The following is a 14,966-nucleotide window of genomic DNA, read 5'->3' on the forward strand; positions in this document are numbered from 1 at the left end:
ACATGGTCATATCAATATTTGTCATTAGCTTGTTCATCCCATGTTGACCATCGCGGCGGCAATGCTTTTCCATCCGTCGACATCTGGCGAAACTTCCTTCCACGCGCGACACTGACCGGCGACGATGCCCCCTCGACACCGCGGAGCACCCATGGCCAGATATCGCCTGCACGCGGCCGCCCTCGCCGGCGTCACCGCGCTCACCCTGCTCGCCACCGCCGCGCCCGCGGCAGCCGCCCGGCCGTCCGCCGGCGGCCGACCGCCCACCACAGCCCACGACGAACAGATCACCTTCCAGGACTGGTCCGGGCCCGTCGACTGGCACCGGGGCAGCCGGGCCGGCACCCGCGTGGTGCCCGGCCTGCGCGCCGGCGTCACCCTGGCCCGCCCGGCCGGCACCGTCGAGTACGCCGACCCGCACACCGGCACCACCCGCAGCTGGGAGTACGGCACCTGGACCTCACCGGTGACCCGGATCGGATTCGACGCCACCGAGCTGATCGCCTCCTGGAACGCGGAGACCCCCGCCGGCACCTGGATCCAGGTCGAGATGCAGGGCAGCTACACCAGTGGCGACCAGACACCCTGGTACGTCATGGGCCGCTGGGCGTCCGGTGACAGCGACATCAAGCGGACCAGCGTCAACCGGCAGGGCGACCCCTGGTCGACGATCTGGACCGACACCTTCAGCATCGACGACGCCGCCGCAGGGGTGCTGCTGCGCTCCTACCAGCTGCGGCTGACCCTCTACCGGGCGCCCGGGCAGACCGCCGCGCCCGTGGTCCGGATGCTCGGTGCCATGAGTTCCGCCGTACCGGACCGGTTCACCGTCGCGCCGAGCGCCGGGCACATCGCCTGGGGCCGCGAGCTGCCGGTGCCGCGCTACTCGCAGAACGTGCACGCCGGGCACTACCCCGAGTACGACGGCGGCGGCGAGGCGTGGTGCTCCCCCACCTCCACCGAGATGGTGGTCGAGTACTGGGGCCGTCAGCCGTCGAAGGCCGACACCTCCTGGGTGGACCCGACCTACCCCGACCCGACGGTCAACCACGCCGCGCGGATGACCTACGACTACACGTACGACGGCGCCGGCAACTGGCCCTTCAACACCGCGTACGCGGCCAGCTTCCCCGGGCTGGAGGGCCGGGTGACCCGCCTGCACTCACTGGACGAGGTGGAGCGCTTCATCGCCGCCGGTATCCCGGTGGTGACCAGCCAGTCCTTCCTCGCCAGCGAGCTGGAAGGGGCGGGCTACGGCACCTCGGGGCACCTGTTCGTGGTGGTCGGCTTCACCGCCGACGGCGACGTGATCGTCAACGACCCCGCCTCGTCCAGCAACGACGTGGTGCGCAACGTCTATCCACGGGAGCAGTTCGAGCAGATCTGGCTGCGGACCAAGCGCACCAACGCGACCGGTGGTGTCTCCGGCGGCTCGGGCGGCGTCGCCTACCTGATCAAGCCGCTGTGGAAGCCCTGGCCCCGAATCGCAGGCTCCACCAACTGGTAACCCCGGGGGTGCTCGCGGTTGATCATGAAGTTATTGCCACTCGCCGCGGCGTGTCGCCGCAATAACTTCATGATCAACGCGGTGGGTCGGGGGTGGGGGGTTGGTTCTCGTCGCCGGCCAGGGCAGAGCGGAGGCGCTCCTTCTCGGTGCGGCGACGCTCTGCCGCACCGGCCATCTCCTCGGCCATCTCGTCCCGCCAGCCGCGCAGCAGGAAGAAGGAGAGCGCGGCGGAGAAGACCAGCGCCAGCATCAGCTTCAGGAACACGTTCATGTCGATCAGCCACAGGCCCGCCAACACGGCGACGAACAGCCCGATCCGGCCCAGCGTGTACTTGACCGCCGCGCTCACCTGCACCACTCCGTTCACTCCGTCGCCCGCCGGTGCCGGCGGAAGGATCGACCCGCCCGGCGGGCGGTCGGGGTCAGCCGGTCCGGCGGGCCAGCCAGCGGACGCCCGGAAACCAGACCGCCGCGTACACCACGGTGAACGCCGCCGCCCCCAGCGCTCCGGAGAGCAGCGGTGGCAACCCGGCGCCCAGACCGGCGATCAGCAGACCGGCAGACACTCCCACGGCGGTGGCGACCAGTGCCGCCACCACCCGGGCGGCGCCGAAGTCCCAGGCTCGGAAGTCGTCCCAGAACAGCCAGGCCGGCAGGATCACCGCCAACCAGCCGTTGGTCTGCCCGAAGTCACCGTCGCCGATCGAGGCGAACGCCCACTCGAACAGCACGAGCGCCAACGCGCCGATGACCAGACCCGCCAGACACACCCCGAGCAGGTCGCCCAGGCTGGCGACACGCCCCTCGGCGTCCCGCCGGGGAAAGCCGCCCTGCTGCTCGGATCCGTGCTGCTCGGTCATCGACTGCGAGGGTACGCGGCCGCTCAGGCCCACACCTGCTGCGGCTCGGCGCGGCGCTCGGCCAGCGACGGGGCCTTGTCGTACTCCCGGACCACGTTGTAACGGGTGTCCCGCTCGACCGGCTGGAAACCGGCGTCCCAGATCAGGTGCAGCAGGTCGTCCCGGTGCATGGTGTTCGGGGTGCCGTACGAGTCGGCGTCATGGGTGATCTTGTATTCGACCACCGAGCCGTCCAGGTCGTCCACGCCGAAGTTCAGCGAGAGCTGAGCCACCGAGAGCCCGTGCATCACCCAGAAGTTCTTCACGTGCGGGACGTTGTCGAAGAGCAGCCGGGAGACCGCGAACGTCTTCAGCGACTCGGCCGGCGAGGCCATCGTCGTACGCGCCTGGATCCGGTTACGGATCTTGCCGTCCGCTGAGTCCACGAAGTCGTGCTGGTACCGCAGCGGGATGAAGACCGCGAAGCCGTTGGTCTCGTCCTGCAGCTCGCGCAGCCGCAGAACGTGGTCGACCCGGTGCCGGGGCTCCTCGATGTGGCCGTACAGCATGGTTGCCGGGGTCTTCATGCCCTTGCGGTGCGCCAGGGCGTGGATGCGCGACCAGTCCTCCCAGTGGCAGGCGTGGTCCACGATGTGCTGGCGGACCTCCCAGTCGAAGATCTCCGCGCCGCCGCCGGTCAGCGACTCCAGGCCGGCGTCCATCAACTCGTCGAGGATCTCGTCGGCGGTCAGCCCGCTGATCTTCTCGAACCACTGCACCTCGGTCGCCGTGAAGCACTTGAGCTTGACGTTCGGCAGCGCCGCCTTCAGCTCGCGCAGCACCTTGGGGTAGTAGCGCCAGGGCAGCGTCGGGTGCAGGCCGTTGACGATGTGCAGCTCGGTGAGCTGCTCGTCCTCCATCTCCTTGGCCTTGCGGACCGCCTCGTCGATGCGCATCGTGTACGCGTCCTTCTCGCCCGGCTTGCGCTGGAACGAGCAGTACGCACACGACGCCGAGCAGACGTTGGTCAGGTTGAGGTGCCGATTGACGTTGAACATCACCCGGTCGCCGTTGAGTTCGGTGCGCCGGTGGTGAGCCAGCCGCCCCAGCCAGGTGAGGTCGTCGCTGTCGTAGAGGGCGACCCCGTCCTCCCGGGTCAGCCGCTCACCGGCGTACACCTTCGCTTCGAGCTCACGCTTGAGTCCGGCGTCCATGGCACGTCCCTTCCACCTGCGGTCCTCCTGGAGCGTACGTCGGGACGCCGACAGCCACGGCGGCACGGTCGCCGGCAGCGACCCACTTCACCGAACTCTCAGCCTCCCGTAACCCGGCCACGCATCGACATCACTGCCGGGGTGAGGTAAGACAGAACGGGGCGGAACACACACTGGTACCGTCCCGACCGCCGCGCCCACCGAGCGCGGCGAACGGGCTGCGGGACGGGGAGCGGAATGGTCGACAGCGGGCGCGGGCGACGGCAGCGACGACGGAGCCCGGTGATCTCGCCGGTGCTACGGCCGAAGCTCTGGGCCGCCCTGCTCGGCGCGATCGCCGCCGCCGTGCTGGCCACCCCCGCGTACGCCGAGCCAGGACTGCCGACCACCGTGCCGGACACCGGCTCGCGACCGCCGGCCATCAGCACAATCCAACTACCCGGCGGCGCTCCCACCGCCGGCGTGCCCGTCCCGCCGGTCGTCAACGTCGGCACGGGCCCGCTGGCCGCCGCCATCGCCGCTGGCGAGATCCAGGTCGGTGCGCTCGGCGACGCGTTGCTGGTGAGCCGGCAGAAACGCACCGACGCACAGGCGCAGCTCGAGGCGGCCGGCAAGGTGCTCGCGACCACGCAGGACGCCCTGCTCCGCGCCCAGCAGGCGGCCGACGTCGCCGCCGCGGACGCCGTCAAGGCAGCCGCCGCCCTGCCGCCCGGCGACCTTGCCCGGGACATCCGTGGGCTCAGCCGCCTCCAGCAGATCACCAGGGGCGAGAAGGTCGACGGCGGCACCACCGGGGTGGCCGGTGAGCTGTCCCGTGCCCGTGCCGAGGAGCAGGACGCCTACCAGAAGCACACCCAGGCCAAGGATCTGCTCGCCGCCGCCGGGGCGGAGTTCACCGCGGGCGAGACGGCGCTCCGCACCGCCGAGGCCAACCTGCTCAAGCTGCGCCGGGACAACGCCGCGCAGCTGATCGTGATCGAGCGGCAGCAGGAGGCCGTCGAGCAGCAGCTCGGCGCCGGCTACGTCACCGGCCAGAGCATCAGCGGAATGGCCGCGCACCCGCGGGCGCTGGCCGCGGTCGCGTACGCCCTCGCCCAGCTCGGCGACCCGTACAAGTGGTCGGAGGAGGGGCCGGACCGGTTCGACTGCTCCGGCTTGATGTGGGCGGCGTACCGGTCCCCGGGCGCCGACTACTTCGACCTGCCCCGGGTCTCCCGCGACCAGTACGCCGCCACCCGGACGCGCACCGTGCCGCAGACCGCGCTGCTCCCCGGCGACCTGCTCTTCTTCGCCTCCGGCAGCAGCTACACCACGATCCACCACGTCGGCATGTACATCGGCAGCGGCAAGATGGTGCAGGCGCCCACCACCGGCGACGTCGTCAAGATCTCGGTCGTTCCCTGGTCCCGGCTCTACGCCGCCACCCGGGTGATCGGCGCGGTGCCGGCCCCGGTCGTGCCGGCCCCGGTCGTGCCAGTCCCGACGCCCAGCGCGCCGCCCACCCCGAAGCCGACCACCACGCCGACGCCGAAGCCGACCGGTTCGGCCACCCCGACCCCGACCCCGACCGGCAGCACGACGCCGACGCCGACCGGCAGCGCCTCGCCGCGCCCGACGCAGACGCCCACGACCCCCCCGCCGCCGCCGACCAGCACGCCGCCGACCAGTGCGCCGGCCACCTCGTCCCCGGCCACCTCGTCCCCGGCCAACCTGCCGTCGGCCAGCCGGAGCGGAGTGGCCAGTCACAGCCCGGCCGCGAGCACGACGGGCAGCCCGAGCACCGGCCGCTGAGCCGCCACGACCGGCTCCGGCTGTCAGCTCGGGGCGATCTGTGGCACCGTGACATCCAGGCACACCCGGCCCGACGTCGCGGCTCCGGGTGCGAGCGTGGCACGGAGGGCGGAGATGGCCGAGCAGAGTGATCCGGCGGAGACTGGCGACCCGGTCTCCGTCGACCGGGTCGACCCACCGGAGCCCGCAGACCCGGCGCTCGCCAGCGACGCCGATCCGTCCGCCGACGACCTGCGCGCCACCTCCACCAGCGTCGCCACCGAGACCCCGGAGGCCGACGGCGGGCAGCCGGCGTCCGGCGGCGCCCACCATGAGGCGGCCGCCGCCCCGGTGCGTGCCCGGGCCAGTGTCCCGACCGCCGCAGCTCAGCCCGGTGACCGCCCGACACGTGCTCCGGCCACCACGACCACCTACCGGGGCACCGGTTCCGCCGGTCCGTTCGGCACTCCGCCGCCCGGGCAGCGGGACGGCTCGACCGTTCCGGCCAGGGCCAGCGCCACGGTGCCTGCCAGCAGCCGGGTCACGGCCGGCGCGGCGGGCACCCCGGATTCCCGGGCGAGCGCGCCCGTCGTCTACCGGTCCGGTCCGGTGAGCCCCGAGCCGCCCGAGCCGGTGCGGCCTCCGGAGCCCGCCCAGCCGCCCGCGCCGCCGACCCCGGAGCCTGAGCCGGCCCCCGCGCCACCCGGGCCGGGGCCGACTCCACCGTCCCGACCCGAGCCGGAGCCCGCACCGACTCCGCGACCCGAGCCGATGCCGGCGCCCAGCCCGGAGCCGTCGCCGCCCGGCCCGGTGCCGACGCCGGGACCCCGCCCGACGCCGCCACCCGGCCCGGTCCCGCCCGTCCCGGGGCCCCCCATCCCGCCGCCCTCGCCGGTGCCACCCATCCCGGGGCCACCGACGCCGCCGGTGCCCGGCCCACCGGTGCCGCCGCCCGGTCCCCCGGTGCCCGCGCCGCCACCGCTGCCCGGCCCGATGCCGGCACCACCGTTTCCGCCGCCACCGGCGATGCCCAGCGCTGCGCACGGCGTGCGGGCCACCGCGTCGGTCTCCGCGCCGCCGGCCGGTTGGCTGTCCCCGGCCGTCGCGGCCCAGCCGTCCCCCGACGGCGGACGGGCCGAGGCGCCCATTTCCGCCCCGCCGGTGGTGCCGGCGCCCGCGCTGCCGGTCTGGCCGCCCTCCACCAGCGGCGCTGCCCCTCCGGCCGCAGGCGGCGCCGGCGGGTCCCGGCCGACCTTCCCGTCGGCAACGCTGGCAGGGCCGACTCTGCCGTCGGCCACGCCGACGGGGCAGACCTTTCCGCTGGCCACTCCGGCGGGCGGCCGGGTCGCGGCCGGCACCGGCAGCGGGCGGTACGACGGCGGCAGTGACCTGGCCGGCACCGTCTACGCAGGCGGGGACGGGCCGGGCTTCTCCACCATCGCGCTACCGGCCAGCGCGGTGGAGAACTCCGGGTCGCTGACCGGACACATCCTGGCCCAGGGCTGGTCGGACGCACCGGTTGAGCGTTCCAGGACCGCTCGCGTGGTGATCGTCCTCGCCGCCGCACTGGGGCTGCTGGTGGCGATCAGCGTGCTGGTCGTCCTGCTCGCCAACGACGCACTGGACGGTCTCGTGGGCAGCGTGCTCAGCGGCTGAGCCGACGGTGAGTCGGCCCACTACCGCCGCGCAACCGGCTGGCGACTCTGGCAGACCGCCGTACACTGGTCGAGATCACTGACCCGGCGCGCGTGGTGCGCGCCCACGGGCGATCTTGCGGGCGATCCGGCGGTACAGCCGCGGCGGGCCATCGCGAAGATGCGCCCCGCTCGAGAGGCATTTGTTGACCACCTCTGCTGACCCCAGCATCGTTCCGTCCGTTTCCAACCCCGTCCCGGTGGCGGCCGACATCGCCCCGGAGACCCTCGACGCCGAGCAGATCGAGCCGGCGGCCGCTCCGGCGGAGACCGCCGAGGCGATCGACTTCGCCGCGCTCGGCCTGCCCGAGCCCCTGGTCCGTGCACTGGCACGGCAGGGCATCACCACCCCGTTCGAGATCCAGCGGGCCACCGTTCCGGACGCGCTCGCCGGTCGGGACGTGCTCGGCCGCGGGCAGACCGGGTCGGGCAAGACGCTCGCGTTCGGCCTGCCGCTGCTGGCCCGGGTCGCCGCCGCCAAGCCGGCCCGGCCGATGCGTCCGCGCGCCCTCATCCTGGTGCCGACCCGGGAGTTGGCCATGCAGGTCAACGACGCCCTGCTGCCGCTGGGCAAGGCGCTCAACGTCTTCCTGAAGACCGCCGTCGGCGGTGTCCCGTACGACCGCCAGATCGACGCGCTGCGACGCGGCGTGGAGATCATCGTGGCGACACCGGGCCGGCTCGGCGACCTGATCGAGCGGGGCATCTGCCAGCTCGACGACATCGAGGTGACGGTGCTCGACGAGGCCGACCAGATGGCCGACATGGGCTTCCTGCCCGAGGTGACCGACCTGCTGGCCAAGACGCCGGCGAACGGTCAGCGGCTGCTCTTCTCGGCCACCCTGGACGGGGACGTCGACGCGTTGGTCAGGCGGTTCATGACCGACCCGGTGACCCACTCCACGGCGCCGTCCACCGCCTCGGTGTCCACCATGGATCACCACATGCTGTTGATCCCGCCGCACGACAAGTTCCCGGTGGCCGCCTCGATCGCCGCCCGGGACGGCCGGACCATGGTCTTCGCCCGCACCCAGTTGGGCGTGGACCGCCTGGTCGAGCAGCTCGCAGCGGTCGGCGTACGCGCCGGTGGTCTGCACGGTGGCAAGACCCAGCGGATGCGCACCAAGACCCTGGCCGAGTTCCGTGAGGGCCGGATGAACGTCCTGGTCGCCACCGACGTGGCGGCTCGCGGCATCCACGTCGACGGTGTCACGCTGGTGCTGCACGTGGACCCGCCGAAGGACCCCAAGGACTACCTGCACCGCGCAGGGCGTACCGCCCGGGCCGGCGAGTCTGGTGCGGTCGCCACACTGGTGCTGCCCAAGCAGCGCCGCACCACCCTGGCCATGCTGGAGAAGGCCGGCGTCGCGCCGGCCGAGACCCGGGTCAAGGCCGGCGACCCGGTGTTGGCCGAGCTGATCGGTGCCCGCGAGCCGAGCGGCGTCCCGGTTCGCGTGGAGGCCGAGCCTCGCGGCTTCGGCGACCGGTCCGGCGGCTCGCGCCGCTACGACGACCGGTCCGGAGGCCCGCGCCGCTTCGGTGACCGCCCGAGTGGCGACCGCCGCTTCGGCGACCGCCCGACCGGTGAGCGGCGTTACGGCGACCGCCCGACCGGCGACCGGCAGTACGGCGACCGCCCGACCGGTGAGCGGCGTTACGGCGATCGCCCGACGGGCGACCGGCAGTACGGCGACCGTCCGGCCGGCGACCGGGGCTACGGGGACCGTCCGACCGGCGAGCGCCGCTACCCCGATCGCGACACTCGCGGTCACGGCGACCGCCCGCAGGGCGAGCGCAGGTTCTCCGACCGGCCGCAGTTCGGCGAGCGGGACAGCCGGAGTGACCGGCCGACCGGCGAGCGCCGCTACGGCGACCGACCGCAGGGCGAGCGGCGCTACGGCGACCGACCGCAGGGCGACCGGCAGTACGGCGACCGACCGCAGGGCGAGCGGCAGTACGGCGACCGACCGCAGGGCGAGCGGCGCTTCGGCGACCGGCCGCAGGGTGACCGGCCCGCCGACGAGCGCCGATTCGGCGACCGGCCGACCAGTGAGCGGCGTTTCGCGGACCGGGACTCACGCGGTGGCTTCCGCTCCGACAGCCGTGGTCGGGACGACCGGCCGAGTGACGACCGGCGTGGCTTCGGCGGGCGGCCGCCGGCCCGGACCCACTGACCCACTGACCCACTGACCCATCGAACGCCGTCGCGGAGCCCAGGCTTCGCGGCGGCGTTCGCGCATGACCGCCCCGATGTCGGCCCGGTCGCGTAACGTGCGGCCCATGGCGACCATGCCGAAGTCGATCTTCTGGTCCCGAACGGACACCGCCGGCAGCGAGCACGCCCTGCTCGAGGACGGTCACGGGTTGACCGCCCGAGGCACCATGCTCGCCGTGGACCCGATTCCCTGGACCGCCCGTTACCAGCTGACGACAGCTCCGGACTGGACCACCGGTCGGGTGGAGGTCGAGGTCGAGGGGTCGGGCTGGCTGCGTCGGGTGACGCTCGAGCGGGCCGCGGCCCGGTGGCGGGTGACGACCGCGGAGCAGGGCGACCTGGACGCGGCGCTGATCGCGGCCGGGCACCCCCGGGCGGGTCTGCCCGGCACCGACGACCCGGACCGGTTGGCCGACGCGCTCGACGTGGACCTGGGCGGGTCGCCGCTGTTCAACTCTCTCCCGGTCCACCGGCTCGGGCTCGCCGCCAAGCCGGCCGACCTGCCGCACCGGATCACCGTCGCGTGGGTGCTGCTTCCCAGCCTCGAGGTGGTGCCGGCCGAGCAGGTCTACAGCGGGCTCGGGCCGGGCAGGGTGCGGTACGCCAGCGACACCTTCACCGCCGACATCGACCTCGACGCCGACGGCTACGTGGTGCGTTATCCCGGCCTGGCCGAACGGATCGACCCGCGCTGAGCGTGGCCCAGGCGAGGGCCGGGCCGTCGGAGGCGGCCCGTCGAGGTCAGGCTGGCCACACGCCGTTGCTCAGGAACGCCTCGACGGTGGCCAGGTGCGGCGCGAGGTCGAGGCCCTGGGCGCTCACCCAGCCGTCGTCGTAGTACGTGTCGGCGTACCGGTCACCCGCGTCGCAGATCAGGGTGACCACCGAGCCGGCCCGGCCCTCGGCGAGCATCCCGGCGATCAGACCGAACGCACCCCACAAGTTGGTGCCGGTGGAGCCGCCAACCCGGCGGCCGAGCACGGCCGAGCCGGCCCGCATCGCGGCCAGCGACGCGGCGTCCGGCACCTGGACCATCCGGTCCACCACCGACGGCAGGAAGGACGCCTCGACGCCCGGACGGCCGATCCCCTCGATCCGGGATCCCTTTCCGGTACGTACCGACCAGTCGGCGGCCAGCCAGGCCGGGTAGAACGCGGAGTTCTCCGGGTCCACCACGCAGAGCTTCGTGACGAGACGGCGATACCTGGCGTACCGGCCGATGGTGGCGCTGGTGCCGCCGGTGCCGGCGCCCACCACGACCCAGGTGGGGATCGGATGCCGCTCCAGCCTCAGCTGCGCGTAGATCGACTCGGCGATGTTGTTGTTGCCCCGCCAGTCGGTGGCCCGTTCGGCATAGGTGAACTGGTCCATGAAGTGGCCGCCGGTGTCCTCGGCCAGCCAACGGGCCTCGATCACCACGGTTGCGGGGTCGTTCACCAGGTGGCACCGGCCGCCCTGGAACTCGATCTGCGCGATCTTCTCCGGCGAGGTTGAGGCGGGCATCACCGCGATGAAGGGCAGCCCCAGCATCCGGGCGAAGTACGCCTCGGACACCGCAGTCGAGCCGGATGACGCCTCGACGATGGTGGTGCGCGGCCCGATCCAGCCGTTGCAGAGGCCGTAGAGGAACAGCGAGCGGGCCAGCCGGTGCTTCAGCGAGCCGGTCGGGTGTGACGACTCGTCCTTGAGGTAGAGGTCGATCCCCCAGGCCCGGGGCAGCGGGAAGGGCAGCAGGTGGGTGTCGGCCGAGCGGTTCGCGTCCGCCTCGACGGTGGCGATCGCCTCGGTCACCCAGGTCCGGCTGGCCTCGTCGCACCGGTCGAGATGAGTCACGCCGGGAAACCTAGCAAGCAGCCCTCGGCTGGTCAGCCCCGGTCCGGGGGCGTGGCCCGGCGCAGTTGCCGGCGCTGACCGGCCCGGCCGACGGCCTGGACGAGCGGGGTCAGCCTGACGGCCAGCCGAGGCAGGGTGTCCAGGAGTCGGACCTGCGCTCCCCGCCAGCGCGGCATGCTGACCACCGGGCGTGGTCGGCGGGCCAGCCGGACCGCCCGGGCGGCCACCCGCTGCGGAGTCAGCATCGAGCCGGTGAACGAGGCCAGCGCCCCCGGATCGTCCAGCCGGTGGTGCAGCATCGGGGTCCAGATCCCGTCGGGGCAGAGGCAGGAGACGTGCACCCGCCGGTGGCCGGCCATCCGCAGGTCGGACAGCGTGCCGAGGCTGAACGCCAGCAGCGCGTGCTTGCTGGCTGCGTACACCGTCTCGCCGGGCGCGGCGACCAGCCCGGCCAGCGAGACGATGTTCAGCACGTGGCCGTGCTCCTGCTCGCGCATCACCGCGAGCGCGGCGAGGGTGCCGTTCATCGCGCCGAGCGCGTTGACGTCGAGCACCCGGCGGCGGGTCGGGCCGTCGTGCTCCCAGGCGGGACCGGTGACCAGGATGCCGGCGTTGTTGACCCAGAGGCCGAGGCCGCCCGGGCTCGCGGCGGTCGCGGCGATCTCGGCGCAGGCGTCCTCGTCCCGGACGTCCAGCGCGGCGGACCAACCGCCGAGCGGCGCGGCGGCGGCGGCCACCGCGTCCGGGTCGAGGTCGGTGAGCAGCACCGACCAACCATCGGCGTGCAGTGCAGCGGCGACCGCGCGGCCCAGGCCGCCGGCGGCCCCGGTCACCACGGCCGTTCCACGTCCGGGCGAGGTCATGGCGCACGCTACCGCCGGTCGGGTTGGGCGCACCAGGGCCGACCGGCCGGACCAGCGCGCACGAGCCTGGGGGTACGCGGGCGCCACGCGGGGTCAGGCCGGCGGCGAGCCGACCGGCTGGGGGCGGTTCTCCCACTTCGTGGAGAGCGCGATGGCGGTGCGGGTGGAGGCGACGCCGGGTGTCCGGTTCAGCCGCACGATCAACTGCTCCAGCTCGGCGATCGTGCCGACCCGCGCCTTGAGCAGGAACGACTCCACTCCGGCCATGAAGTAGCACGATTCGATCTCGGGCAGCACCCGGAGCGACTCGAGCATGTCGTCGCTGTCCGCGCCCGAATCCTCGACGATGCCGATCAGCGCCGTGACGCCCAGCCCGATCGCCTCCGGCGCCACGTCCGCGCGGTAGCCACGGATCACGCCGCTCGTTTCGAGCTTGCCGACCCGCTCGTGCACGGCCGGGGCGGAGAGGCCCACCTGCCGGGCCAACTCGGCGTACGAGAGGCGGGCGTTACCGCGCAGCAGGTCGACGAGGCTCAGGTCGATGGCGTCCACGGAGAGTGACCTTAACCGGTTGGGCGTTACGCGATGCCTCCGGCATCCGTTGGACCTGGCAGTGAGTAACTGTTCACAAACCGACGGTCAAGGTAGGTGTTGCACCAGTACCATTTACTAACTTCCCAGTCAGTGCTTTTTTCGCGTTTGGCGGACAGGCCAGGTCCCTGGTGCTGTAATTGCCATACGTCCCTCATGACGGCTCTGGGCTCGCACCAGCCGGGGGCAGTGTGTTCAGCCAGGGGCTTCGTCGACGCGAGGAGGGGGCTGTGGACACTGGAGATCGCCTGCTGACACCGGGTGAGGTCGCCGCGCTGTTTCGGGTGGACCCGAAGACTGTGACGAGATGGGCGGCGGCCGGCCGGATAGGAAGCATCCGGACTCCAGGCGGGCATCGCCGGTTTCGGGAATCCGAGGTGCGAGCCCTGCTTGAGGGGGAGGGCATGCTGGACGAGGTGGACGAGGTCGGGAAGCCACGCAATGTGGGTCCTGCCGCCTCCACCGGGCCGGGTCCGGCCAATGCCGGCATGTATTGAACTGGTGCGGACAACGCCACGCGGACCGGGCATCAGTCCGGTCCGCGTCCCACTACGAGACGGCCGCCCGGCGGCATGACCTGGCGGGCTGAGCGAACCGCTCAGCCGCGGGCCGCGCCGAGCTGGCCGGACCACCGTCGGAACAGGGTGTGCGGGACGCCGAGCGCGTCCAACACCTTGCCGGCCACGAAGTCGACCAACTGCTGGGCGCTGGCCGACGCGCCCGCGCCGTAGAAGCCGGGGCTGGCTGGCAGCACCACCGCCCCGGCATCGTGCAGCGCGATCAGATGTTCCAGGTGGCTACGGGTCACCGGCGTCTCCCGGGGGGTCACCACCACGGGCCGGCGCTCCTTGAGGTTGACCTCGGCGGCCCGCTGCAGCAGATCCTTGGACAGGCCGATGGCGATGCCGGCGCAGGCCGCCGTGCTGGCGGGCACGACGGCCATCCCGCGTACCCGGTAGGAACCGCTGCTCGGCCCGGCTGCCAGGTCGCCGGCCGGCCAGTGCCGCACGTCCGCGCCGGTCAGGTCACGGCCGAGCCAGGCGGCGAGGTCCTCAGCCCAGTGCGCGTCGCGGAACGGCCGGCCGGTCTCGTCGAGCACGGTGAGCCGCGCCGCGCGGGACACGATCAGGTCCACCGCCTCGCCGGCGTCGAGCAGCCCGCCGAGCACGGCCGCCGCGTACGGCGTTCCGGAGGCCCCGGACACTCCGACCACCCATGGTTCCCGCATGCCGTCCAGCCTGCCTGGTCAGGCGCGCGCGCCGGCGGGCACCCCCGGCATCAGCCGCCGGGCCGGCCGCCCGAGTTGTCCGCCGGGCATTTGCTTCTCCCGTCGACCTGAAATGCTTCCGATGGCGATTGGCACCGGGAGCAGATCGCACAGGAGGCATCGGTGACGACCGGCGAGGTCCTCTGGACGCTCCGCGCCGAGTGTCCGATTCCGGCCCGGCTGTCGCCGTACGCCGATCGGGTGCAGGCGTGGTTGCTCGGCCTGCTGCCCGAGCTGGGCCTGCCACTGGACGACGCCGCCCTGCAGCGGCTGGCCAGGGCGGGCTTCGCGCGGTACGCGGGCCGCCTCTACCCGGGCGCGGACGAGGCCGACCTGCGGGTGCTGACCGCCCTGTTCACCTGGTTCTTCCTGGTCGACGACGCCTGCGACGGGCCGGACCGGCTCGCCCCGGACCAGATCCGGGCGCTGCGCAACGGCACGCTGGCCCTGCTGCACGACGGCCCCCGGGCACGGCACACCGGGCTGACCGGTCCGCTGCGACGGTTGCTGGTGCTGGCCTGGCGGGAACCGCGCCGCCGCATGCCGGTCCGGTGGCGGATGCGCTTCGCCGAGGCGGTGGCCCGGCATCTCGACGGCACCTGGCGTGAGGCGGTCAACAAGGAGGCCGGCCACCGACCCGGCGTCACGGAGTACATCGAGCTGCGTCGCGCCACGTCAGCGGCCGACGTGTCCTATCCGCTCGTCGAGTTCGTCAGCGGCCGGCCGTTGCCCGATCCGGTCTACCACCATCCGCTGCTGCGCGAGGTGGCCAGCACCGGCAACGACCTGCTCTCCTGGTACAACGACCTGGCCTCGCTGGATCGGGACCGGGCCACCGCGGGCGGGCACAACGTGGTGCTGGCCGTGCAGGACGAGTGGGGCCTGTCGCCCGCGACGGCGGTCGACCGGGTGGCGGAGCGCTGGCGGGAGTCGATGGGCCACTTCGTCGAAGCGCGGGCCGCGGTGCCGTCGTTCGGCCCGACGTTGGACGCGGCGGTCACCGAGCATCTCGACGGGGTGGCCAACGCGGTACGCGGCACCATCGAGTGGACGTTGGAGAGTGGCCGCTACCCCACCGGGCGTCCCGAGCCCGCCGGCACGTCCCGGCCCTGACCGCGCCGCAACGGGCGGGTCAGGACGCGGGTCGGGCTACGCAGACGGGTCGGAGCGGAG

14 protein-coding genes are annotated in these 14,966 nt (G+C 73.1%); 7 read left to right on the forward strand and 7 right to left on the reverse strand.

Going from position 1 to position 14,966, the window contains the following annotated elements:
• The first annotated feature begins 151 nt into the window (after window positions 1–151).
• Entirely contained in the window at window positions 152–1,507 is a 1,356-nt protein-coding gene (locus ACLJN9_RS07340) for a C39 family peptidase (RefSeq protein WP_410810338.1), read from the forward strand.
• Window positions 1,508–1,580: 73 nt separating this feature from the next.
• Here ACLJN9_RS07340 and ACLJN9_RS07345 read toward each other — a convergent pair whose 3' ends face one another.
• The 3 genes from ACLJN9_RS07345 to mqnE all read right to left on the reverse strand — a co-directional run bounded on the left by ACLJN9_RS07345 (window position 1,581) and on the right by mqnE (window position 3,560).
• Window positions 1,581–1,856, reverse strand: a complete 276-nt coding sequence (locus ACLJN9_RS07345; protein ID WP_410810339.1) for a DUF4229 domain-containing protein — start codon at window positions 1,854–1,856, stop codon at window positions 1,581–1,583.
• 73 nt (window positions 1,857–1,929) lie between these two features.
• The gene (locus ACLJN9_RS07350; RefSeq protein ID WP_410810340.1) at window positions 1,930–2,367 is read right to left on the reverse strand and encodes a hypothetical protein; all 438 of its coding nucleotides are present in this window, start codon (window positions 2,365–2,367) and stop codon (window positions 1,930–1,932) included.
• Window positions 2,368–2,390: 23 nt separating this feature from the next.
• Window positions 2,391–3,560, reverse strand: coding sequence for an aminofutalosine synthase MqnE (mqnE, locus tag ACLJN9_RS07355; protein WP_410810341.1), 1,170 nt, complete (start codon window positions 3,558–3,560; stop codon window positions 2,391–2,393).
• Between the two features lie 237 nt (window positions 3,561–3,797).
• Here mqnE and ACLJN9_RS07360 point away from each other — a divergent pair, with 237 nt between their 5' ends.
• The 4 genes from ACLJN9_RS07360 (at window position 3,798) to ACLJN9_RS07375 (ending at window position 9,934) form a co-directional block, all read left to right on the forward strand.
• The gene (locus ACLJN9_RS07360; RefSeq protein WP_410810342.1) at window positions 3,798–5,351 is read left to right on the forward strand and encodes a C40 family peptidase; all 1,554 of its coding nucleotides are present in this window, start codon (window positions 3,798–3,800) and stop codon (window positions 5,349–5,351) included.
• 114 nt (window positions 5,352–5,465) lie between these two features.
• Window positions 5,466–6,986 (forward strand): hypothetical protein, encoded by a 1,521-nt coding sequence (locus tag ACLJN9_RS07365; RefSeq protein WP_410810343.1) that lies wholly within the window; start codon window positions 5,466–5,468, stop codon window positions 6,984–6,986.
• Window positions 6,987–7,224: 238 nt separating this feature from the next.
• Window positions 7,225–9,198 (forward strand): DEAD/DEAH box helicase, encoded by a 1,974-nt coding sequence (locus tag ACLJN9_RS07370; protein WP_410810792.1) that lies wholly within the window; start codon window positions 7,225–7,227, stop codon window positions 9,196–9,198.
• A gap of 115 nt (window positions 9,199–9,313) precedes the next feature.
• Window positions 9,314–9,934 carry a putative glycolipid-binding domain-containing protein gene (locus ACLJN9_RS07375; protein ID WP_410810793.1) on the forward strand — a complete coding sequence of 207 codons (621 nt, stop codon included), beginning with the start codon at window positions 9,314–9,316 and terminating at the stop codon, window positions 9,932–9,934.
• A 46-nt stretch (window positions 9,935–9,980) separates the two neighbouring features.
• Here the strand turns inward: ACLJN9_RS07375 and ACLJN9_RS07380 are convergent, their stop codons facing one another.
• From ACLJN9_RS07380 to ACLJN9_RS07390, 3 genes are all read right to left on the reverse strand, one after another.
• A complete protein-coding gene (locus ACLJN9_RS07380) occupies window positions 9,981–11,072 on the reverse strand; it encodes a PLP-dependent cysteine synthase family protein (protein ID WP_410810344.1) in 1,092 nt (363 codons plus the stop codon).
• A gap of 32 nt (window positions 11,073–11,104) precedes the next feature.
• The gene (locus tag ACLJN9_RS07385) at window positions 11,105–11,935 is read right to left on the reverse strand and encodes an SDR family oxidoreductase (RefSeq protein WP_410810345.1); all 831 of its coding nucleotides are present in this window, start codon (window positions 11,933–11,935) and stop codon (window positions 11,105–11,107) included.
• Between the two features lie 93 nt (window positions 11,936–12,028).
• Window positions 12,029–12,487 (reverse strand): Lrp/AsnC family transcriptional regulator, encoded by a 459-nt coding sequence (locus tag ACLJN9_RS07390; RefSeq protein WP_410810346.1) that lies wholly within the window; start codon window positions 12,485–12,487, stop codon window positions 12,029–12,031.
• Window positions 12,488–12,756: 269 nt separating this feature from the next.
• Between ACLJN9_RS07390 and ACLJN9_RS07395 the strand changes: the two genes are divergently transcribed.
• Window positions 12,757–13,023 carry a BldC family transcriptional regulator gene (locus tag ACLJN9_RS07395; RefSeq protein WP_007454516.1) on the forward strand — a complete coding sequence of 89 codons (267 nt, stop codon included), beginning with the start codon at window positions 12,757–12,759 and terminating at the stop codon, window positions 13,021–13,023.
• Window positions 13,024–13,124: 101 nt separating this feature from the next.
• Here the strand turns inward: ACLJN9_RS07395 and ACLJN9_RS07400 are convergent, their stop codons facing one another.
• The gene (locus tag ACLJN9_RS07400; RefSeq protein ID WP_410810347.1) at window positions 13,125–13,754 is read right to left on the reverse strand and encodes a UbiX family flavin prenyltransferase; all 630 of its coding nucleotides are present in this window, start codon (window positions 13,752–13,754) and stop codon (window positions 13,125–13,127) included.
• A 162-nt stretch (window positions 13,755–13,916) separates the two neighbouring features.
• Here ACLJN9_RS07400 and ACLJN9_RS07405 point away from each other — a divergent pair, with 162 nt between their 5' ends.
• Window positions 13,917–14,906: a terpene synthase family protein gene (locus ACLJN9_RS07405; protein WP_410810348.1), complete on the forward strand. Its 990-nt coding sequence runs from the start codon at window positions 13,917–13,919 to the stop codon at window positions 14,904–14,906.
• Window positions 14,907–14,966 lie beyond the last annotated feature (60 nt).

Source organism: Micromonospora sp. 067-2 (assembly GCF_046549295.1).
GTDB lineage: Bacteria > Actinomycetota > Actinomycetes > Mycobacteriales > Micromonosporaceae > Micromonospora.